Source organism: Streptosporangium amethystogenes (assembly GCF_000721075.1).
Lineage (GTDB): Bacteria > Actinomycetota > Actinomycetes > Streptosporangiales > Streptosporangiaceae > Streptosporangium > Streptosporangium amethystogenes.
Window position 1 is genome coordinate 152,232 of the sequence record NZ_JOEQ01000006.1, and the last position, 21,496, is coordinate 173,727.

The following is a 21,496-nucleotide window of genomic DNA, read 5'->3' on the forward strand; positions in this document are numbered from 1 at the left end:
CCGCCGGACACGTCCACAGTGGAATCTTCACCGTCGTCGGATCGGGAGGACCGTTGAGCGAGGGACTCGCGTTCGCGAATCCAGTCTTCGAGACCGCGCCCCGGGTGGGCACCCGCCGAGCTCTCGTCTTCCTCGACTCCCCGCCGGACACGCTCCCGTCCCCGGCTCCCGCTCCGCCCTCGGCCCCCGGTCCGTTCCAGGGCCCTGTCCCGCACCCGGCCCGGCCACACGACCGGGCCGGTACGCCGCCTCCTGGCACTCCCACCGATCCGCACCCCGCGGGGCCGGATACCGGGCGGCCGGACGCGCGGCTGGCGAGCGCGCTGCGCGCCGAGGGATTCACCGTCGACGCCGAGACCAGCGGCGGGGCGAACGCGGACGGCGAGCGGGTGTGGAACCTGCTGCGCTCGGCGCGGGAGGGGGACCTGCTGCTGATCCGGCTGCCCGCCGACGGCGGCTGGACCTCGGGACAGCTGGGATCGATGATCGGCGCGTTCGGACGGCAGGTCGGCGAGTCGCTGGCGGCCGCCGTACTGCTGATCGTGGACTTCGGCTGGAGCGCCCTTGACGGCTCCGCCGAACCGGTCAGGCAGCTCGCCGTGGCCGGGGAGCCGAAGGTGGCGGCGGCGGCGCTGACCCTCACGCTGAGGCTCGACGAGACGGTACCCGGCCCGGTGCGCACGCTGACCGACGTCATCGCGGAGGGCCTGATGACGCGGGCCGCCGACCTCGACGGGGACGGGGCGATCAGCGTCGGGGACCTGCACGCCTACGCGCTCGCCCGCTACATGGCGGTCTCGGCCGCCCGCACCCCCATCCTGATCGCCTACGGAGCCGTCGCCGGTGTCGCCCTGACCCCGGCGAGGGACGCCGCCGCCCCGCACGCCGCCTTCACCCGCGCTCTGGCACGGCTCGGCGATCACGCCCCGCCCGGCTCCGGGGTCGAGATCGTCCGGCGGGTCTACGAACTCCACCTGAGCGAGCCGGCCAGGGAGTTGCTGCGCAGGGCCGCCCTGCTCGACGAGGGCGAGCCGATCGACGAGATCCTCGGCGACGCCGCCGAACTCAGGCAGTGGGGCCTGCTGGGCGACACGACCACGTTCGCCCATCCGGACGTGCGGAGATTCGGCCACTCGCGGCTCTCGGCGGCCGAGCGGGCGCAGACCTCGGCGCTGCTCCGCCGCCACCGGGCCGGGCTCCGTACGGTACGGCCTCGGGCCAGGCTCACCGCCGACAGGTGGACCACCGAGGACCAGCTCGGGCACCGGGTCTACGCCGAGGCCATCGCCGCGTTCGTCCGCCACCCCGAGACCCGGCCCCCGCTGACGATCGGCGTCAAGGGGCCGTGGGGCACCGGCAAGACCTCCCTGATGCGGATGATCCAGGACCTGCTGGACCCCGGGGCCGCCGGAGACGATCCCGCCCCGATCCACCTGCCCGGCTCCCGCGCCGAGCGGGCGTTGACCAACGCCGAGGTGCTGGCCAGGACCGGCCGGCGCCCCAGGGGGAGCGCCGGGCAGGCGGAGCCGGACCCGCTCCCGCTGCGGCGGGCGGACTGGCGGCCCACGGTCTGGTTCAACCCGTGGATGTACCAGAACGGCGAGCAGGTCTGGGCCGGACTGGCGCACGAGATCATCAGTCAGGTCACCCGGCGGCTGCCCCGCGCCGAACGGGAGCGGTTCTGGCTGGAGCTGAACCTGTCCAGGATCGACCGGGAGGCGGTCCGCAGCCGCGCCTACCACCTGGCGCTGACCCGCCTGGCGCCGGTGGCCCTCGGCCTGGTCGCCACCCTCGTCCTCACCGGGGCACTGCTGGCCGCCGCCGCGCTACTGCCCGCCTTCGGCTCCCTGCTGGGGAACGCCGCGGCGGCCGTCGGCTCGGCGGGCGCGGCGGCCGTGGTGGGGGCGGGCGCGCTGCGGCTGGCCCGGTTCTTCGGGGAGTCGGCGGACAACGCGTTCCGCGGCCTGGTCACGCAGCCCGACCTGCTCGGCCCGGGTGCGGCCGACGGAGCGGGCGGCGAGGGCGTGACCGCCCCCGGATACCGGTCCAGGACCGGCTTCCTGCACCTGGTGCAGACCGACATGCGGCAGGTCCTCGACCTGGTCGCCACCGAGGAGCGCCCGCTGGTGGTGTTCGTGGACGACCTGGACCGCTGCTCGTCAGGAACGGTGGCGCAGGTCATCGAGGCGATCAACCTGTTCCTCGCCGGCGAGTTCCCCAACTGCGTGTTCGTGCTGGCCATGGAGCCGGAAGTGGTCGTCGCGCATGTCGAGGCCGCCTACCCGGAACTGGCCGGGACACTGCCCACCGGCGGGCGGTCCGGCCTGGGCTGGCGGTTCCTGGAGAAGATCGTGCAGCTACCGCTGAGCGTGCCGCTGCTGGACGACGCCGACCGGCTGCCCGCCTTCGTACGGGCACTGCTCGGCGTCGCCGACACCGTCCGGCCCGCGGACGTTCTTCCCGACCTGGAGACCGTACGACCGGGTGACCCGGGCGCCATACGGACACCGAATCCGGCCGGACCGCGTCCGGCGGGTCCCCCAGCCGCCCTGGAACGGCTCGACCCGCCCCCGGATCCGGCCGGACCGCGTTCGCGCGGTCCCCTGCCTCCCGCACGGCCCTTCCCGCACGACGCGGCCACGCCGGGCTCCCCCGGCACCGCCACGCGGTCGGGAGCGGCCGTGCAGGGGCGGCATACGCCGGGTGCGCGGAGGCTGGAACTGTGGGCGCCGGTGGAGGCGCTGGGACCGCCCCCGGCGGCGGACCTGACGGGATCGCACGTGGCACCGGGCTCGTGGGCGGCCGACCCGCCGGACCCGGTCCAGGTGAGCCGGCTACAGGACGCCATCTGGGCACTGCGCCCGACCACGACGACGCTCGACGAGGCGGCACGGCTGGCCCAGGACGCCCTGGGCATCGAGTGCTCGGACGCCGTCGGCGGCCTGTGCGCGGCGACCCGCGAGGCCGCCGACCGGGTCTTCGACGACCTCTACAGCGACGAGAACGCCTATCTGGCGATCGAGTTCGTGCTTCCGGCCCTGACGTTCTTCAACCCGCGCGAGATCAAGCGGTACGTGAACGTCTTCCGCTTCTACTCGTTCCTGACCTACCGCCGCGCCCTCGCCGGGGCGGCCCCCGCCTCGGACGGCGAGGTCGCCAAGCTCGCCGCGCTGGCCGTCCAGTGGCCGCACCTGCTGGCCCTGCTGGCCAGGGAGATCGACGGGGTGAGCATCCTGCGCCGTCTGGAAGCCGCCGCGAGCGACGATCCGACCTGGGATCAGATCGTCCACGAGACCGGCCTCACCACCTACGACTCCCCCCACCTGGACTCCCTGCGCGACCTGCTCTCCCGCCCCCACCCCATCGCCGACCTGGCCCGATATCTCCTGTGAGCCGGCTAGCGGTTCGTCGTCAGCTTCGGCGTGGAGATCGCCGTCAGGGTGGGGGACGAGACGTGCACTTCCCTTCCGGCTGCCATACCGTACGTCCTGCACCTCAGCCGGACGGCACCCGTGGAAGCGGTGATCGTGACAGGAATGTTGAACGCCATGGAGCCGCTGTACTCCCCGACGGCCTTCCGGTCGAGGCGGCTCGCCACCCGGCCGTAGATGGAGCCATCGGCCACCTGGAGTTCGCACTGGATGCCGTACGCGTCCACTCCTCCCCTGGCGTCGCTGTACCCCAGGTCGGCCGGCATGACGTACGTGCCCTGGGGCAGCCCCGGCACCATGGCGACATCCGTCATCGTCGCCGGGACCGATATCGCGCCGTTGTAGTGGTCCGACCACGCCTCACTGGACTTGCCGGGCGCTCCCTGCGGGCCGGCCGGTCCCGTCTGGTTCCACGAGACCGTCTCCTGGCCCACCGGGCACTGGCCTGTGGAATCGGGAACCCGCAGGATTCCGTTCGGGGTCACACAGGCGGTGATCACCTCGTCGGCGACCGCGGCGGCGACCGCCACGCCCGATCCTCCGGCCAGGAAGCCCACCAGGACGCCGATCGCCAGTGTCCGCTGTTCCTGCCCACGTGTGCCTCTTTCCTCGCGACGTTTGAGCACCGCCCTTCGCGAAGAGGACGACGAGCGGGGCTGATGATCCACTTGCACCTCACTGCAAGCCCGCACGCCACGCGAGGGCGCCTCTGGGGGAACCGACAAAACCAGCGAGCGGGCGCACCGCGGCGGATACGCCCAAGAATTCCCCCCGTTTGCCAGAATGCGTAACGGTCCGATCGTGATGTGGATGACCGCCGCAGGGCGCCCCCGCAACCTCTGTACCCCGCCCTGACAAATCACCGCGGTGCCGTATCAGGCAACGTCTGCCCGGTGGGCAGGCGCTTGCGCTGACCTCCAAGTAAGGCACAAGTACCCTCTGCGATCTTTGGTGACCGGTACCGAGATCGCAGGAGATTTTCCATGGGGGTTCGCAACTTCTTCCCGGCCGACCGGATGCGCGGGTGGACGACGCCGGTCCTGCCGCAGGCGTCCGGACTGAAAGAGGTCCTGGCGACCGCGCGGCTCGATCCGCAGGCCGTCGGGGACACGAAGGAGATCTCACCGGGAGGCAGGACGCACCTGAGGGGGCCCATCGAGGCCATACCGGATCTGGAGATTCGGGCGGAGCCGTCGCGGCCCTGGCGGACCGCCCATGTGGCGTACCCGGTCGCCTTCGGCAGGGACGACGAGAAGACGGCCTTCGTCTCACCGACGAGCGAGAAAGTGGAAATATCCGACGAGACCACCGCGACGGACGCCTGGTGGGGCCTCAGGAGCCGCGCACCCGCCCGGCCGAAGACGGCGGCCATCGCCGTCTTCACCGCGGGCGCCACGATCGCCCTGGTCACCCTGGTCGCGTTCGGCACCGTGCTGGACCAGGTCTGGCTGATGCCCCCGCTCGTCGCCAGCGCCGCCCTGGTCTTCGGCGCGCCGACCCTGCCGCTGGCGCAGCCACGAAGCGTGATCGGCGGTCAGCTGCTGGCGGCGCTCACCGGATTCGCCGTACTGGCCGTCGCCGGCTCCTCCATCTGGGCCGCCGCCGTCGCCGGCGGCCTGGCCCTCGGGGTCACGGCCCTGACGCGTACGCCGCACTCGCCCGCCGCCGCCACCGCGGCGGTCGTGGTCGCCCAGCAGCAGCCCCTGGTGCCGTTCCTGCCGATACTCGTCGCCGCGACCGTCGTCCTGGTGATCGTCGGCATGCTCGTCGGACGCAGCGGAGTGACACCGCGCTACCCCACCTACTGGTGGTGACGACCGGCGACTCCGCCGATGTGAACGGCCGCGGGTCCGGCCCGTGGACGAGCCGCCCACCGCGCCGCCCGGCGGCTCCGCTTTGGCCTGCTCCGGTCCGGCGACGGCGGCATGCGGGAATCCACCCCGTGGATCTCACGGAAGTACGCGCAAGACGGCTCCCGGGAGCCGTCTTGACGGGCTGGAGCGGATCACGGCGTCCAGGCCGGGTCCCGGCCGATGACGCCGAGCAGGCGGTCGAACGGCGGGGCGTCGTCCGGCACCGCCACCGGCGGCCCGAAGGCGCCGAGCTGCCTGCCCGTCTCCACCATCCGATCGGTGAAGTCCAGCGCCCGCGAGACGGCCTCGGGGTCCGGCTCGTACTCCTGACCGGTGGCCCTGGCCAGGTCCCAGCCGTGCACGACCATGTCGACGAGGTACATGTGGGCCAGCGTGGTCATCGGCAGGCCCATGCCGGGGCTGGTCCCCTCCCACGCCTCGGGCCGCGACCAGGCGGCCAGCATTCGCTCCGCCCGCTCGGGGAAGTCGCCCGCGTAGGGCCCCTGCTCGACGTTCGGCCCCCTGCGGCCCAGCGACTCGAACATCTCCGCCACCCATTCGAGATGGTTGATCAGGTCCTTGACGTCGAACTTCGCGCACGGCGTCGGGGACCCGAGCTGCTCCTGCCGTACCGCGCGCACCAGTCCCGCGGTCCGTTCGGTGGCGTGCGTCATCAGCGGCATCATGTCGTCCATGGCAGCCATGGTGCCCCGCCTACCCGAGGCGCGGCTTGTAGAAACGCGACAGCGCGGCTGGGTCGACCCGTACACGGGGCTCAGTACCTTCGATTTCGCCCGTCATGCGCCATCACCCGAAATTTCGGCGTATGTAGATCACTTCTGGGTCGTCACCTGGACCGACCTCGCCGAGCCGTACGAACAGCGCATCGTCTCGCACCCCACCGTGAACATGACGATCACCCCGGACTTCCGCCGGATCGCGGGAGTGATCAGGGGCGGGTTCTCCTACACGATGCGGGGCAGCGGCCGCGTGCTCGGCACGCGCTTCCGCCCCGGTGGCTTCCGGCCGTTCCTCGGCGGCCCGGTGTCCCAGCTGACCGGCCGCTTCGTGGAGATCGACGAGATGTACGGCGCGGCGGGCGCGACCCTGGTCGAACAGGTCCTGGCCGAGCCCGACGTCCGGGCCGCCATCGCGCTCACCGAGGCGTTCCTGCTGAGCCTGGGGCCGGAGCAGGATCCGCCGGCGGAGGAGGTCGCGGCGCTGGTGGCGATGGCGGAGAGCGACGTGTCCGTGACCAGGGTCGACGAGCTGGCCGCCAGATCGGGGCGGTCGGTGCGCTCGCTGCAGCGGCTGTTTCGGGACCATGTCGGCATCGGCCCCAAGTGGGTGATCCGCCGCTTCCGGCTGCACGAGGCCGCGGAGCGAGTCTACCGGGGCCTCGACCTCGCCACACTGGCCGCCGAGCTTGGCTACACCGACCAGGCCCACCTGACCCGCGACTTCACCGCAGCGGTCGGCATGCCACCCGCCGCCTACGCCCGGCTCAGCAGCCAGGCCTGATCCTGGCGTCCGGTGCGAGCCCGTCTCCTTTGGCGAGGCGGCGGCTCCACTCCGCCCCGCCCGTGCCGACGCCGGCGGCCAGGTCGGTCGATGCCGTGGCTGACGTTGCCCGCAACTAAAAACCAAGTAATTCCCAAGCGGCTATCTCGATCATGGAAACCTTTCGCAAACAAGAAAGGGATCCTGATGAAGAGGACAGCGTTGCTGCTGAGCACGGTGGTGCTCAGCGGGCTGCTGGCCGCCGCCCCCTCGTACGCCGCCACATCCTCCGCCCCCGCGGTCAAGACCGCGGTGGCCCAGGTGAAGGCGAGTCCCGCCAAGCGGTCGGGCGCGTGTCCGACCACAGTGGGATTCTCCGCGGTGGTGGCTGCCAAGGGCAAGGGCATCATCCGTTATAGATGGGTACGCGGCGACGGCGGCAAGAGCGTCGTCAAGAGCTTCCGTGTCAACGGCTCGCGCAAGGTGGTCGTGCGAGACCGGCAGACCTTCGACCGCGACACCACCGGCTGGCAGGCCATCGAGATCCTGGGCAAGAAGGGACTGTCGGGCAAGGCGCGGTTCAGCGTCGCCTGTGACGGTCCCGCACAGGTGTGGGACGTCTCCCACCCGCTGCCCGCCCAGCCCGGACGGCCGCTGGAATCGGCGGCGGACGTGGAGGTCAGCCCGGCCGACTACAACGGCGTCTGCCCGACGACGGTACGGTTCACCGCGACCATCCAGGTCTCGCGCACCCCGGCCACCGTCGATTACCGGTGGATCGACAGCATCACCGGCGAAGGACGGCCGGAGTCGCTGTACTTCGCCGCCGGCGGGTCGCGCATCCGCCAGGTCACGCTGCCGATGAGCGTGGGCAGCTCCACCGACGGGTGGAAGGCCGTCCGCATCCTCACCCCCGGCGGACACGACTCCGGCCGCGCCGACTACGCGGTGACCTGTAAGAACGGCCCGGCGCCCACCCCGACGTCCACCCCGACGTCCACGCCGACGTCCACGCCCACGCAGCCTCCGGCGACGCCGGGACGGCAGATCGTGGAGCTCACCCCGGGCGACTACGCGGGCACCTGCGTGGATCCGATCGCGTACCGGGCCACCGGGCGGGTCACGCTTCCCGCCGGAGCCGCACAGAAGGTCACGTACTGGTGGCTCGTGGACGGCGCCGCCTGGCAGAAGCAGGTGCTGGACTTCCCCGCCTCCACCCAGGCCCGTTCCCAGGACGTCTCCGCCTCCTGGACCCTCGGTGCCGCCGGGGGCGGTCCGCACAAGGTCGGCCTCATGGTCGAGGGCGGCCCCTCTCAGCCTGACGAGCGCTCGTACACCTTCACCTGCGACGAAGGGCCCAACGACGCCAACGTGACCTTCCGCTACGTGCTCGTGCCGCTCTACGCGGGCGACTGCGACCGTTCCTTCAGCATGCGCGTGGACGGGCGGTTCACGACGGACCGCGAGACCGAGGTCAGGTACCGTCTGGTGGCCGACGGCCAGCCGGGGCCGGTCAGGAGCCAGGTGCTCAAGCCCGGCGTCGCCCAGACGATCGGCGACTTCTGGTACAAGTCCGCGCAGAGCAGCGGAACCGGCACCGTACGGCTTGAAGTGCTCAACCACAACAAGCCGTTCACACAGCAGACCTACTCCTGGACCTGTGTGCCGAAGGATCCGACGCCGGGCACGGTCCGCATCAGCGGGTTGACCTCGGTGGCCTACCACGGCGACTGCGACGCCGCGCCGTACCCCACCGCGTGGGCAAACCTCCAGGCGGCTCCGGACACGGAGATCAGCTACCGCTGGGTCATCGACGGGAAGCCGGATGACACCCAAACGCTCAAGGTCGGATCCAGCGGACTCCTCGGCCTCCAGGCCTTCCACTGGACCCGGAGTTCGAAGACCAGCGGAACGGTCGCCATCGAGGTACTGAACCACAACAAGCCGACCAAGCAGGCCGAATATCCGGTGCACTGCATCTGATCGGCATCATCCCGCCCGTGGTTCCCCTGCCCCGGCAGGGGAACCACGGGCTTTCACGTTCTCCCGTGTGCTCTGTCATCCAGAGCGCGGAAGCCACCTCTCAAGGCGCCCCGGCCAGCGGGCCGGGGCGCCTTGGTGAGACGACCTAGCGCTGGGCCTCGATCATCCAGTGGTGCTTCTCCAGGTCCTGAGTGATCTCGATCAGGAGGTCCTGGGTCACCAGGTCGGGCTTCTCGGTGGCGACGATGCGCTCGCGCATCCGGCGGATGATGGACCCGAGAATGTCCGTCATGGCGGCGACGACCTTGCCGTCGTTGATGTAACCCGTCTCCAGCTGCGGCACCTCGGTGTGGTTCGCGATCGTGGAGGACCGGCCGTCGGGGTTGCATCCGACGGCCACCGCACGCTCGGCGACGGTGTCCGCGTGCTTCCTGGCAGACGAGACGATCTTGTCGAGCTGCAGGTGCAGTGCGCGGAAGTTATGGCCGATCACGTTCCAGTGGGCCTGCTTGGTCAGGAGCGACAGGTCGAGCAGGTCGACGAGCGCGCCCTGGAGCACCTGGCCGACGACCTTCTTGTCTTCTGGCTTGAGTGGACTGGTGATCGAGGACATGGAATTTTCCCCCTGTTTCTAGCTCGGTTTCCCGTTTGCTCCGGAATGTCCATACCCATCTATCCGCCTCCCTATCCAGCCTCTTACATTGACAGTGTCATGATGACAGTGTCACTATCGATGCATGGAATGGACCATCGGCGAACTGGCTGAGCGGGCGTCCGCGGCGCTGGCCCCCACCGCCCAGCTCAACGGGCGGGTCAGGGACGTGCCCAACGAGCGGCTCATCCGGTGGTACGCCACGATCGGTCTCCTCGATCCCCCTCTGGCCCGACGCGGCCGGGTGGCCCTGTACGGCAGGCGCCACCTGCTCCAGCTCATCGCGGTCAAGCGGCGCCAGGCCGACGGCCGGACCATCGCCGATATCCAGGCCGAACTGACCGGAGCCACCGACCAGACCCTGGAGTCGATCGCCCGCATCCCCGAGTGGTCGCCGGAGCACGCCGCCGAGACGGTCTCCCCCAGGACGGCACGCCCGCGCTTCTGGGCCGAGCAGTCCTCGGCTCCGGCGGAGAGCGGCCTCACCGCACCACGGAAACCCGCGCCACCACCGAAACCCGCCCCCGCCGGCACCCCGCCCCTTCCGGCATCGTCCGGCGGGGCCACGCCTCCACCCGGCCGGGCAGAGCCCCGCTCCGACCAGGCCGCACCCGATCGGGCCGCGCACGACTCGGCCCCGTCCCACCGGCCCGCACCCTGGGCGGACGTACCCGTAGCGGTCCCCCGTCCGGCCGCGGAAACCCGGCCACCCGCCGTGATCGTGCACGGCGTACGCCTGGCGGACGGCGTGACGTTGCTGCTCGACGGCGGCGGCAGCGGCGGCCGCCCCCCCTCACCCGACGACCTCGCCGAGATCGCCGCCGCGTCACGGGAGCTCCTGTCGCTCCTGCGCGAACGCGGCCTCACACCTCCGGAAGGAACACGACCATGATTACCTCGATCGCAACACTGTCACCGGAGGAGTGTTCGCCCGTCCCGGACGCCGGGCTGGGGACGCTCACCACCGAGCGCGGCAACCTGCCGCTGGAGAGCGTGGACGTGACCGCCGCCGTGTCCGGCCTGATGGCCGGGGTCGAGGTGGTCCAGGCCTTCCACAACCCGCACGACGTGGCACTGGAGGCGACGTACGTCTTCCCGCTGCCCGACCGCGCCGCCGTGACCGCCTTCAGGATGGAGGCCGACGGGCGGGTCATCGAGGGCGTGCTCAAGGAGCGCGGCCAGGCCAGGGCCGACTACGACCAGGCGATCGCCCAGGGCAGGCGGGCCGCGATCGCCGAGGAGGACCGCCCCGACGTCTTCACCATCAGGGTCGGCAACATCGTGCCCGGTGAGCGGGTCACCGTCCATCTCACGCTGAACCAGCCGCTCCCGTACGAGGACGGCGCGGCCACCTTCCGCTTCCCGCTGGTCGTCGCCCCCCGCTACATCCCCGGCACCCCGCTGGACGGCGATCGGGCGGGCGACGGGTGGACCCCGGACACCGACGCGGTCCCCGACGCCTCCCGGATCACCCCGCCGGTGCTGCTGCCCGGCTTCCCCAACCCGGTACGGCTCTCGCTGGCCGTCTCCGTCGACCCGGCGGGGCTGGAGTTGCGCGAGATCCGCTCCAGCCTGCACGTGGTCCTGGCGGAGGGCGGCACGATCCGCCTCCAGCCGGACGAGCGGCTGGACCGCGACTTCATCCTGCGTCTGGCCACAGGCGCCTCCACCTCCCTGGCGCTGGTCCCCGACGACGAGAACGGCGAGGGCACGTTCACGCTGACCGTCGTCCCGGAGGCGGCACCCGCCGGAGCGAGGGCCAAGGACGTGGTGCTGGTGCTCGACCGCTCGGGCAGCATGACCGGCTGGAAGATGGTGGCCGCCCGGCGTGCCGCCGCCCGCATCATCGACACGCTCACCTCGCGCGACCGGTTCGCGGTGCTCTCCTTCGACACCGTCGTGGAGCAGCCGGACGGGCTCGGCGAGGGGCTCTGTGCGGCGTCCGACCGCAACCGCTACCGGGCCGTGGAGCATCTGGCCAGGCTGGAGGCGCGTGGCGGCACCGAGATGCTGGCCCCGCTTGAGCAGGCCGCCGCGCTGCTCGCCGACTCCGCCGGGGACCGGGTGCTGGTGCTGGTCACCGACGGACAGGTGGGCAACGAGGACCAGATCCTGAAGCGGACCGGATCCCGGCTGGCCGGTGTGCGGGTGCACACGGTCGGCATCGACAGGGCGGTCAACGCCGGGTTCCTGGGCAGGCTCGCCGGGCTGGGCGGAGGCCGGTGCGAGCTGGTCGAGTCCGAGGACCGGCTCGACGAGGCGATGGAGCACATCCACCGCAGGATCGGCGCCCCCCTGGTCACCGACCTGACCCTGCACTCCGATGGGCTCGACCTGATCACCGAGACGGTCGGCCATGTCGGCTCGCTCTACTCCGGTGTCCCGCTCACCGTCCTCGGCCGCTACCGGGGCGCCGCCACCGGCGCGCTGACCGTACGGGGCCTGGACGCCGCGGGCCTGCCGTGGGAGCGGCGGGTCGCCTCGGCGACGGTGGACAACCCGGCGGTACGGGCGATCTGGGCTCGGGGGCGGCTGCGGACCCTGGAGGACCGCTACGCGATCGGCGACCGGTCGCTGGAGGCCGAGATCGTGGAGACCTCGCTCAGGTACGGGGTGCTCTGCCGGTTCACCGCCTTCGTCGCGGTCGACACGCAGGTGGTCGCCGAGGGCGGTCCCGGGCACCGGGTGATCCAGCCGGTGGAACTGCCCAGCGGCTGGGCGACCCCCGTCGCCGCCGCGCCGATGATGCTGACCTCGATGGCCGCCGAGGCGAGTGCGGCCCCGAGCCCGCCCATGGGGCCGCCCGGGATGGCCGCCCCCGGCTCCATGCCGAAGTTCGCGGCGAGCGCGATCGGCGGCGGCCTGCCACAGGAGGCGGCGGCCGGCGGCTTCGACGACCGCGCCCGGATGCTGCCCCGTCCGGTGCCGGCCCCCGAACCGCGGAGCAGGCCGCAGGAGCCGCCGCGGGACCTGCTCGCCGAGGAGCTGAAGCGGCTGCGCGCCGCGGCGTCCCTGCCCGCCGCCGAACGGCTGTGCGTGCTGGAGGACCTGGGCAGCCGCCTCGCGGCCCTGGTGATCTATCTCGGCGGCCACCCGGAGCTGGCGGCCCTGGCCGAGGAACTGCGGGCCGGTGGGGACGTGGACGCCCTCTGGCAGCGGGCCGTGGAGGTTCTGGAGGCCCTGGTGGGCACCGGCGGGCGCCGCCCGTTCTGGAAGCGATGACCTCCTCCGGGCCCGGACGGACCGCCGAACGGACCGGGCCCGGAGAAGGTGTCCGCTGAGCTCCGTCGCCCGTGGCGTTCTCCTGCGCGGGACACCCGGGTCCGCGACTCCCGGCATTACGGGCATGGCCTGACGGGGCCGGTACGGGACAGCGGGCTTCCCGGCCTCTCGGCTCCACATAAAGTAGCGGAATGGTGATTCTGGACGGCGGCCTGGCCACCCATTTGGAGGAGCTGGGCGCGGACCTGCGAGACGACCTGTGGTCGGCGAAGCTCCTGCTGGAGAACCCCTCTGTGATCCGGCAGGCGCATCTCGACTACTTCACCGCCGGTGCCGAGGTGGCGATAACGGCGAGTTATCAGGCGAGCATACCGGCGTTCCTGCGGCGGGGGCTGAGCGCCGCCGAGGCCGAGGATCTGATCCTGCTCTCCGTGCACCTCGCCGCCCAGGCCAGGGATGCCCACGGCTCCGGCACCGTGGCCGCCAGCGTCGGACCGTACGGCGCCTACCTGGCCAACGGCGCCGAGTACACCGGAAAGTACGACCTCGACGAGGACGGCCTGACCGACTGGCACCGCGACCGCTGGCACATCCTGGCCGACAGCGAGGCCGACCTGCTGGCCTGCGAGACCATCCCCTCCTACTCCGAGGCGAGGGCGCTGCGGCGACTGCTGGCCGAGACGCCGGGGATGCGGGCGTGGGTGAGCTTCTCCTGCCGCGACGGCGAGCACATCAACGACGGCACCCCGCTGCGGACCGCGGCCCGCCTGTTCGCCGGCAATCCCCAGGTGATCGCGATCGGCGTCAACTGCACGGCACCGCGCCACGTGCTCAACCTGATCTCCCAGATCAAGGGCAAGCCCAGCATGGTCTACCCCAACTCCGGCGAGGTCTGGGACTCGGCGAACCACCGCTGGCTCGGGCTGGCCGACCCGGTGGAGTTCGGCGAGGCGGCGGCCGGATGGAACGCGGCGGGTTCCGCCTTCGTCGGCGGCTGCTGCCGCACCACGCCGGAGCACATCCGCCAGATCCGCGCCCACCTGACCTGACCGGGCGCCGAGGTCCCGCCGTCACCTCGCCGGCGGAACCTCGGCGCCCGGGTCGGGGTCGTAGCGCTGCCGCAGTACTCCAGGTGCAGGGTTACGACCAGCTTGCTTGAAAACGTTTTAATAGCAACGAAGAGGCCGGACAGCAGGTCAAGCACCATCCATGTCACGTCAACGCCCCTGGACAGGTCACCGAATTAGTACGTTTTTACCAGCCGGAACCGCGCACTATCCCCGGGCGGCACGACGGCCTACGGTAGTGATCGGCCGGCGTCCAGGGCGTCGGAGCGCGTTCCGCCCCCCGGGAGGTCTCTTGTTCGTCGACATGCCCCTCGACCAGCTCAGGGAGTACCGGCCCGAGCGCCGGGAACCCGACGGGTTCGACGCCTTCTGGACGAGGACGCTCGCCGAGACCCGCGAGCACGACCTGAACGCCGTCTTCACCGAGGTGGAGACGGACCTGGCCCTGATCCGCTGCCTCGACGTCGGTTACGCGGGTTTCGGCGGCCAGGAGATCAAGGGCTGGCTGCTGCTGCCCGCCGCGGCCGAGGAGCCGCTGCCGTGTGTGGTGCAGTACATCGGCTACAACGGCGGCCGGGGGCTGCCACACGACTGGCTCACCTGGCCCGCGGCCGGATGGGCGGTCCTCGTCATGGACTCCCGCGGGCAGGGCGGCGGCTGGCGGCCCGGTGACACGCCCGACCCGGTGGGCGGCACCGGGGCGCAGAGTAGCGGCAAGCTCACCCAGGGCGTGTCCGACCCCGACGACTACTACTTCCGGCGCCTCTACACCGACGGGGTCAGGGCGGTCGAGGCCGCCCGCGCGCATCCACTGGTGGACGCCTCACGCATGGTCGTCTCCGGCGGCAGCCAGGGCGGCGGCCTCGCGATGGCGGTGAGCGCGCTGGTGCCCGGCCTGCTGTTCGCCTTCATCGACGTGCCGTTCATGTCGCACATCCGCCGCGCCGCCGAGATCACCGACGAGGACCCCTACGCCGAGCTCGGCCGGTTCCTCAAGTCCAACCGCCACCGGGTCGACCAGGTCTTCGCCACCCTCGACCACTTCGACGGCATGAACTTCGCCGCCCGCAACACCACGCCCGCGCTCTTCTCCGTCGGCCTGCGCGACGGCATCACCCCCGCCTCCACGGTCTTCGCCGCCTACAACCACTACGCCGGCGACAAGGACATCCGGGTGTGGGCCTTCAACGGCCACGAGGGGGGCGAGTCCGACCAGATCGCCGAGCAACTCAGGATCGCCAGGAAACTGCTGACAGGCTGACCGGCCGGATATGCTGGTCGAAACGTTTTAGTCAAAAGCCAGAGGTGAGCTGTAAATGGTGACTTCGCTGGCGCTCGTATGGTTGTTACGTTTTAATCAGTGCACATGAGTTCGGTGAGCATCAAGGAAGTGGCCGCGCGGGCCGGAGTCTCCCCGGGAACGGTCTCCAACGTGCTCAACCGCCCGGAGAAGGTCGCCGAGTCCACCCGCTCCCGGGTCGAGAAGGCCATTCGTGACCTGGGGTTCGTCCGGCACGGCTCCGCCTCCAGCCTGCGGGCCGGGCACAGCCGCACCGTCGGCCTCTCGGTCATCGACATCGGCAACCCCTTCTTCACGGACGTGGCCGCCGGGGTCGAGGAGGTGGCCAGCGAGCGCGGGTACGCGGTGATCCTGGGCAACTCCTCGGGCGACAGGCTCAAGGAGGAGCGCAACCTCCTGGTCTTCGCCGAGCAGCGGGTCCGCGGGGTGCTCATCACCCCCGCCGGGGGGAACCTGGCCAAGCTCGACCAGCTCAGGGAGCGCGGCATCAACGTGGTCCTGGTGGATCACCCCGCCGAGCGCGCCGACCAGTGCTCGGTGGCGGTCAACGACATCACCGGCGGTTCCCTCGCGGTCTCCCACCTGCTGGCCGCCGGGGCCGGCCGGATCGCCTACGTCACCGGCCCCCTCACCATCCGCCAGTGCGCCGACCGGCTGACCGGCGCCGAGCGGGCGCTGGCCGCGGCGGGCCGCGATCCCGGGCAGGCGCTGGAGGAGGTCGCGATGAGCGCGATGAACGCCAGGTCCGGGCAGCAGGCCGCGGAGAAGCTCATCGCCGAGGGGCGGCTGCCGGACGCCGTGTTCTGCGCGAACGACCTGCTGGCCCTCGGCATGCTGCGGGGGCTGCTTCACGCGGGCGTGCGGGTCCCCCAGGACGTCCTGCTCATCGGTTACGACGACATCGACTTCGCCTCGGCGTCCGCGGTCTCGCTCACCTCGATCCGGCAGCCGACCCACCGGCTCGGCAGGGTGGCCACCGAACTGCTGCTCGACGAGTGCGACAACCCGGAGTCCCATGCCCACCAGCAGGTCATGTTCCAGCCCGAACTGATCGTCCGTGAGTCGACCCACTGATCTCCGCCGGCGGCCGCCGGCGCGGACACCCGGGACGTTCAGGTGCGCTTGCGCGCCTGAACGAGACTCTCCTTGGCGGCGCGGGCGGCCTCGGCCTTGGCGCTCGCGGCATACCTGTCGACATACTCCTGGCCGGAGAGCTCCATCAGCGCGTACATGATCTCGTCGGTGACGGCGCGCAGCACGAGGCGGTCCTCCTCCATTCCGTAGTAGCGGGTGAAGTCCAGCGGCTTGCCGAACTTCACACCGGGACGGATGCCCAGCTTGGGCAGGATGCGGCCGGGAGGCATCATCTCAAAGGTGTTGACCATCGCCCACGGGATGACCGGCACGCGCGACTCCAGCGCCAGGCGGGCCACCCCGGTCTTGCCCTTGTAGAGACGACCGTCGTGGGAGCGGGTGCCCTCGGGATAGATGGCGAGCACATGGCCCTCGTCAAGAATGCGCCTGCCGGTGCGGAGCGCCGCCTCGCTGGCCTTGCCCCCCGAGCGGTCGATCGGGACGGTGCCGACACCACTGAAGAAGGCCCTGCTCAGCATTCCCTTGAGGCCGCGGCCGGTGAAGTAGTCGGACTTGCCGAGAGAGATCACCTTGCGCCGCAGGAAGAGCGCACCGAAGAAATGGTCGGCGAATGACAGGTGGTTTCCGGCCAGGATCACCGGCCCCTGCCTCGGCACATTGTCCACGCCCTCCACCCACGGGCGGAAAATCACGTGGAGCAGGGGTCCGAGGATCGCCTTCACCACCCAGTAGAACACTCCATGCTCCTTCAGTTGACAGGCGAGGACCTGGAGTTATCCTCCCACTTCCGGCCTCGGTCACCTACACCACCGAACCACCCAAATCGACCTCTCGCAAAACACGCCCCAGTCGTGCGACGATCGGGCGAACCTTACAAGGAGCCGCGATGCCAGTCATGCCCGGTGCGGAGGCGTACCACCATGCGGGAGGACAGATCGGCGTCCTGCTCTGTCATGGATTTACCGGATCGCCGCAGTCCCTGCGCCCGTGGGGCGAGTACCTGGCGGCGGCGGGCATCACCGTGTCGCTGCCACGGCTGCCCGGCCACGGCACCACCTGGCAGGAGATGAGCCACACCCGCTGGGAGGACTGGTACGCCGAGTTGGACAAGTCCCTGGCGGACCTGCGTGGCAACTGCGCCGAGGTCTTCGTCATGGGCCTGTCGCTCGGCGGCTGCATGGCGCTGCGGCTGGCCGAGGTGCACGGCGACCGGATCAGCGGGCTGGTGATCGTCAACCCGTCGGTGACCAACGACGTGCTGCTGCTCAGGCTGGCTCCCCTGCTCAGGTTCGTGATCGCGTCGGTGCCCGGTGTGGCGGGAGACATCAAGAAGGAGGGGGCGACCGAGCTCGGCTACTCGCGCACACCGGTCAAGGCGGCGGCCACCCTCCCCCGGCTCTGGGCACTGACCCAGTCGGAGCTGAGCAAGATCACCCAGCCAGTACTGGTTTTTCATAGCCCACAGGATCATGTTGTGAAACCGGCGAGTGTGCGTATTCTGCGTGAGAAGCTGACCGGGGGGAATCTGAATGTGGTGGAGCTCGCCGACAGCTACCACGTCGCGACTCTTGACAATGATGCGGATCGGATCTTTGCGGGGAGCCTGGAGTTCATCAAGACGAACGCGTCTGTACCCTTGCAGAGAGACTGATCCCGAGCGGAGGATGCGCGGTCTCCGGGAGAAAGGGATCGGCCGATGAACAACGGGCCCAGCTAAGTGACACCTCAAAGTGACGAGGACGAGGTCTGGCGTCAGATCGTCGCGTCCTTCAACGATCCCGCCGAGCACGACTCGGCACATCAGCCGTGGCCGGACAGTGAGAACCTGCCGGCCGAACCTCCGCGACGAGTGATCAAGCAGTCGGACGAGGAAGACCTCCTGCGTGAGGACGACCTGGCCGACGACGACTCCGACACCGAACGGAGTGACGGCGAGGAGGAGGAGCACTACGTGCCTCCGCCACCACCCCCGCTGCCCAAGACCGACGCCGCCACCAAGATCGCATGGTTGGCCCTGTTCGGCGGGCCCGCCTACCTGCTGCTCAGCGCCGCACTCAGCTGGAACCTGCAGGGCTGGATGCTGTTCACCGCGGTCGCCGCGTTCATCGGTGGTTTCGTGGCGCTGGTGGTCCGCATGGGCGACGGTCCGCCCAACGACTCCGGCTGGGACGACGGCGCGGTCATCTGAGCGGGAGGCCCGGCCTTACGGCTTGGCGCGCGCCGGGGTACCGAAGCGCTCGATCACGTCCGTGTACTTGCCGGAGGCGTCGACCACGTGGCCGACCGACCACACGGTGCCGGTGCCCGGCAGATAGGTCACGGCCTGGAGCCTCACCGTCCGGGAGTCGGTGGTCTCGGGGCCGCGCAACGCCTTGACCTTGTGCCCGTCGTAGCGAAGCAGGAACGCCTCGCCGGGTCGGTCCAGGTCGACCCCGGAGATCCAGAAGTGGCCCTTGCGGTCGCCGGTCACCCCGTACAGGCGGATGTCACCGGCGGGCGGGGACACCCGGGACCACCTCTTGCCGTTCCACGACAGAATCAACGGGACGGTCTCGCCGGCCCCCCGATACAGGCCGCCGACGGCGATTGCCCGCTTCGACCCGTCGACGTGGACGTCACGCAGGTAGCCGCCGGGAATCTCGGGGGTCTTGAAAGGCTTCCAGCGCCCGCCGGACTGCCTCATGATCAACGGCCTGCCCGCGGCGTCGCCCACCGCCCACCCGTCGCTCTTGCCCGACAGCGCCACGCCGTACAGCGTGCCCCTGCCGGAAAGCTGGGTGAGCTTCCACTTCGAACCGGTGCCGGTCACGATCAGGGGCTGCTTGTCACGGCGGCCGACGGCGACCATCCTGCCGGGGACGGCCGCCACCCCGCCCAGCCAGTCACCCGCGTGCAGTTTGTCGACGACGACCCTGTCGAAGGCCGCCCCGTCTCCCTTCGCCAGGTAGGGAAGACCGTCATGTCCCTCACCGACGGCCCACAGCTCCGACGCCGAGGCCGCCGCGACGGAACGCAGGGGCCCCGCGCCCGTCGGGTCGTTGCGGATGCCGACCTCGTTCCAGGAGGAACCGTTCCAGTGGGTGATCGCGCCACGGCTCTGCCAGACGTCCCAGACGCTCTGCTGGCCCACCGCCCACACACTCGTGGCCGAGACGCCCACCACGTCGGAGAGCGATCCGTCACTGCTCAGGCCCGCGCTGGCCGGAGCCTGCCAGGCCTCGGCCACGGGCGGGCTGACGGGATCGGCATGTGCTGGAAAGGTGTGCGAGGACAGCAGGAGCAGGCCTCCCGCGCAGAGAGCCAGCGCACGCCGCGGAAGGCGACGGGTCATGTTCCAAATGGTACGGGGCTCGTCCCCTCCCCGCGTCCCGGTCTCTCCAGTTGACGGGCGTGATCCGGAAAGACACCTTTCCGTTCGTCACGAAAACCCTGATCCCACCGGTTTTCTCGGCTCCCCGGGAAAGCGGGTTCCTCAGAGGTGGGGCCCGGGGAGCCGATGATCCAGTTCGGCGATCACCGGCAGGTGGTCGGTGGCGGCCACCAGGTCTGCCGGATCGGCCTCGACACCCCCGCAGGAGACCACGGAGAGGCCGGTCACCGCGAAGATCGCGTCAATCCGCTTGTGCGGCCCCCTGGCCGGGAAGGTGAAGCCGTCACCTCGCGGTGAGACCGGGTAGCAGTCGGTCAGCCGTTCGGCGAGGTGCTGCCAGCTCGGCTGCCCGGACTGCTCGTTGATGTCTCCGGCCAGCACCGGCAGCGCGCCGAACCGGTCGGCCACCTCTCCCAGGAGCCTCACCGCCTCGTCCGCGTGCCGGCGCCTGGCCGTCTCGTCGAGGTCGAGGTGGATTGAGCCGACGGCGACCCGCCGCCCCTCCGCCTCCACCACGGCGATCGCGATGGCCCGCCGCTCCAGGGGAAAGAAGGACTCCAGCAGGTGCCCCTCCCCATGCAGCAGCCGCACGCCGGGACCGGTCAGCACCGCGACGCCGCCCCTGCGCCGGCCGGCCGCCACGGACAGTCCGCCGAAGGCGGCCAGCCGTCTGCGCCTGCGGCGCCAGCAGAGGAACCGGGGCGCCTCCTGCACACAGAGCACGTCCGCGCGGAGCGCGGCGACCACCCGCTCCAGCGCCGGGATGTCGTCCCTCATGGAACGCACGTTGTAGCTGGCGATCCTGAGCACCACGGCTGCCTCACTTCGCGACGCGTGACGTGAGGGTAACCGCACACCGTCGGATATACCAGACATCCATCCCTAATCGGTATACAGGCCGCGGGCAGGCGGACGACGGTGCGTGTCCGGTCCTACCCGGGGTCTCCGGCCCACGCGTCCCGGGGGCCCCGCCCGGCAGGACGGGGCATGCCTCTGCCGGATGCCCCGGGAAAGGCCCTCCCTGGGCGGACCGGGGAAAGGCTTCCCGCAGCGGCTTTCCGAGAGGAGAACCCCGGTCAGCGCCTGCGGGCGAGATCCGCGGCGCCCACCAGGCCCGCCGAGGCACCGAGTTCGGCCAGCCGGATGTCGGCCAGCGGGCGGTGCCCCCGGCCGCTCAGGTGCGTGGCGAAGAACTCGCGGGTCTCGTCGATCCACAGATCCGCGGCGCGCGAGACACCGCCGCCGAGTACGAAGCAGCCGGGGTCGAGGACGGCGACGAGGTCGGCCAGCCCCTGACCGATCCAGCGGGCCATCGAGGAGAACGCGGCCAGCGCGGCCGGGTCGCCCTGTCTGGCGGCCTCGGTGACCTCGTGGCCCTCGATCTGTTCCGGCGTACCACCGGCGATCTTCAGGAGCGTGACGGCCCTGTCCGGCTCGGCCTCGGCGATCTTCCTGGCCTCGTTGACCAACGCGTTGCCGCTGGCGTACTGCTCCCAGCAACCGAGGTTGCCGCACCCACACCGGTGCCCCTGGGGGACCACCTGCATGTGGCCGAACTCGGCGCCCATGCCCCAGCGCCCCCGGTAGAGGGAACCGTCGAGCACGATGCCGCCGCCGATGCCGGTGCCGACGGTCACGCACACCAGGTGGCTCTCCCCTCGTCCGGCGCCGAACCTGGCCTCGCCCCACGCCATCGCGTTGGCGTCGTTCTCCACCACGACGGGCAGACCGACCAGGTCGGAGACCTTCTTCTGCAGGGGCTCCTCGCGCCAGGCGAGGTTGGGGGCGAACCGGACGATGGACCGGGTCTCGTCGACGAACCCGGCGGCACCGAGACCGACGGCCTCGATCTCGCGGTCCCTGGCGAGTTCCAGGATCACGTCACCGATCGTGTGGGCGACCTGCTCGGGGTTCTCGGCCGGGGTGGGCCGCAGCAGGTGCGCGACGATCTGGCCGTCCTCGTCGACGACTCCCGCCGCGACCTTCGTACCGCCGATGTCCACGCCGATGGTCAGCGCCATTG

General features: G+C 70.9%; 18 protein-coding genes. 11 read left to right on the top strand and 7 right to left on the bottom strand.

What is annotated here, in order from left to right; all coding sequences use genetic code 11:
* Positions 1–53: 53 nt before the first annotated feature.
* Entirely contained in the window at positions 54–3,392 is a 3,339-nt protein-coding gene (locus tag IG98_RS54245; protein ID WP_030910115.1) for a KAP family P-loop NTPase fold protein, read from the top strand.
* Positions 3,393–3,397: 5 nt separating this feature from the next.
* Here the strand turns inward: IG98_RS54245 and IG98_RS0112075 are convergent, their stop codons facing one another.
* Positions 3,398–4,057 (bottom strand): hypothetical protein, encoded by a 660-nt coding sequence (locus IG98_RS0112075; protein ID WP_030910118.1) that lies wholly within the window; start codon positions 4,055–4,057, stop codon positions 3,398–3,400.
* Between the two features lie 357 nt (positions 4,058–4,414).
* On the opposite strand from IG98_RS0112075, the gene IG98_RS53260 reads away from it, so the two are divergent.
* A complete protein-coding gene (locus IG98_RS53260; protein ID WP_245651510.1) occupies positions 4,415–5,245 on the top strand; it encodes an HPP family protein in 831 nt (276 codons plus the stop codon).
* A 191-nt stretch (positions 5,246–5,436) separates the two neighbouring features.
* Here the strand turns inward: IG98_RS53260 and IG98_RS0112085 are convergent, their stop codons facing one another.
* Positions 5,437–5,979 carry a TIGR03086 family metal-binding protein gene (locus IG98_RS0112085; RefSeq protein ID WP_037970054.1) on the bottom strand — a complete coding sequence of 181 codons (543 nt, stop codon included), beginning with the start codon at positions 5,977–5,979 and terminating at the stop codon, positions 5,437–5,439.
* Here IG98_RS0112085 and IG98_RS0112090 point away from each other — a divergent pair.
* Positions 5,978–6,805: a helix-turn-helix domain-containing protein gene (locus IG98_RS0112090; RefSeq protein WP_211263954.1), complete on the top strand. Its 828-nt coding sequence runs from the start codon at positions 5,978–5,980 to the stop codon at positions 6,803–6,805. The two genes, IG98_RS0112085 and IG98_RS0112090, sit on opposite strands and share 2 nt — an antisense overlap.
* A gap of 186 nt (positions 6,806–6,991) precedes the next feature.
* Positions 6,992–8,767 carry a hypothetical protein gene (locus tag IG98_RS0112095; protein ID WP_157594291.1) on the top strand — a complete coding sequence of 592 codons (1,776 nt, stop codon included), beginning with the start codon at positions 6,992–6,994 and terminating at the stop codon, positions 8,765–8,767.
* Positions 8,768–8,912: 145 nt separating this feature from the next.
* On the opposite strand, the gene IG98_RS0112100 is transcribed toward IG98_RS0112095, so the two are convergent.
* Positions 8,913–9,380, bottom strand: coding sequence for a Dps family protein (locus tag IG98_RS0112100; RefSeq protein WP_030910133.1), 468 nt, complete (start codon positions 9,378–9,380; stop codon positions 8,913–8,915).
* Between the two features lie 124 nt (positions 9,381–9,504).
* Here IG98_RS0112100 and IG98_RS50395 point away from each other — a divergent pair, with 124 nt between their 5' ends.
* The 5 genes from IG98_RS50395 to IG98_RS0112125 all read left to right on the top strand — a co-directional run bounded on the left by IG98_RS50395 (position 9,505) and on the right by IG98_RS0112125 (position 16,082).
* Positions 9,505–10,311, top strand: coding sequence for a MerR family transcriptional regulator (locus IG98_RS50395; RefSeq protein WP_037970056.1), 807 nt, complete (start codon positions 9,505–9,507; stop codon positions 10,309–10,311).
* Positions 10,308–12,641 (top strand): VIT domain-containing protein, encoded by a 2,334-nt coding sequence (locus tag IG98_RS0112110; RefSeq protein WP_030910139.1) that lies wholly within the window; start codon positions 10,308–10,310, stop codon positions 12,639–12,641. The genes IG98_RS50395 and IG98_RS0112110 overlap by 4 nt, the downstream gene beginning before the upstream one ends.
* Before the next feature lie 191 nt (positions 12,642–12,832).
* Positions 12,833–13,690 carry a homocysteine S-methyltransferase gene (gene mmuM, locus IG98_RS0112115; protein ID WP_030910142.1) on the top strand — a complete coding sequence of 286 codons (858 nt, stop codon included), beginning with the start codon at positions 12,833–12,835 and terminating at the stop codon, positions 13,688–13,690.
* A 310-nt stretch (positions 13,691–14,000) separates the two neighbouring features.
* Complete coding sequence (locus tag IG98_RS0112120; RefSeq protein ID WP_030910145.1) at positions 14,001–14,969, top strand: acetylxylan esterase; 969 nt, start codon at positions 14,001–14,003, stop codon at positions 14,967–14,969.
* 105 nt (positions 14,970–15,074) lie between these two features.
* Positions 15,075–16,082: a LacI family DNA-binding transcriptional regulator gene (locus tag IG98_RS0112125; RefSeq protein WP_030910147.1), complete on the top strand. Its 1,008-nt coding sequence runs from the start codon at positions 15,075–15,077 to the stop codon at positions 16,080–16,082.
* Between the two features lie 38 nt (positions 16,083–16,120).
* Here IG98_RS0112125 and IG98_RS0112130 read toward each other — a convergent pair whose 3' ends face one another.
* Positions 16,121–16,840 (bottom strand): lysophospholipid acyltransferase family protein, encoded by a 720-nt coding sequence (locus IG98_RS0112130; protein WP_030910150.1) that lies wholly within the window; start codon positions 16,838–16,840, stop codon positions 16,121–16,123.
* Positions 16,841–16,989: 149 nt separating this feature from the next.
* Here IG98_RS0112130 and IG98_RS0112135 point away from each other — a divergent pair, with 149 nt between their 5' ends.
* Both IG98_RS0112135 and IG98_RS0112140 read left to right on the top strand, forming a co-directional pair.
* The gene (locus tag IG98_RS0112135; RefSeq protein ID WP_030910153.1) at positions 16,990–17,754 is read left to right on the top strand and encodes an alpha/beta hydrolase; all 765 of its coding nucleotides are present in this window, start codon (positions 16,990–16,992) and stop codon (positions 17,752–17,754) included.
* A 66-nt stretch (positions 17,755–17,820) separates the two neighbouring features.
* On the top strand, positions 17,821–18,291 hold the full coding sequence (locus tag IG98_RS0112140) for a hypothetical protein (RefSeq protein WP_030910155.1): 471 nt from the start codon (positions 17,821–17,823) through the stop codon (positions 18,289–18,291).
* Positions 18,292–18,306: 15 nt separating this feature from the next.
* Here the strand turns inward: IG98_RS0112140 and IG98_RS0112145 are convergent, their stop codons facing one another.
* The 3 genes from IG98_RS0112145 to IG98_RS0112155 form a co-directional block, all read right to left on the bottom strand.
* Positions 18,307–19,434 (bottom strand): hypothetical protein, encoded by a 1,128-nt coding sequence (locus tag IG98_RS0112145; RefSeq protein WP_030910158.1) that lies wholly within the window; start codon positions 19,432–19,434, stop codon positions 18,307–18,309.
* Between the two features lie 141 nt (positions 19,435–19,575).
* Positions 19,576–20,286: an endonuclease/exonuclease/phosphatase family protein gene (locus IG98_RS0112150; RefSeq protein ID WP_030910161.1), complete on the bottom strand. Its 711-nt coding sequence runs from the start codon at positions 20,284–20,286 to the stop codon at positions 19,576–19,578.
* 263 nt (positions 20,287–20,549) lie between these two features.
* The gene (locus IG98_RS0112155) at positions 20,550–21,494 is read right to left on the bottom strand and encodes an ROK family glucokinase (RefSeq protein WP_030910164.1); all 945 of its coding nucleotides are present in this window, start codon (positions 21,492–21,494) and stop codon (positions 20,550–20,552) included.
* Positions 21,495–21,496 lie beyond the last annotated feature (2 nt).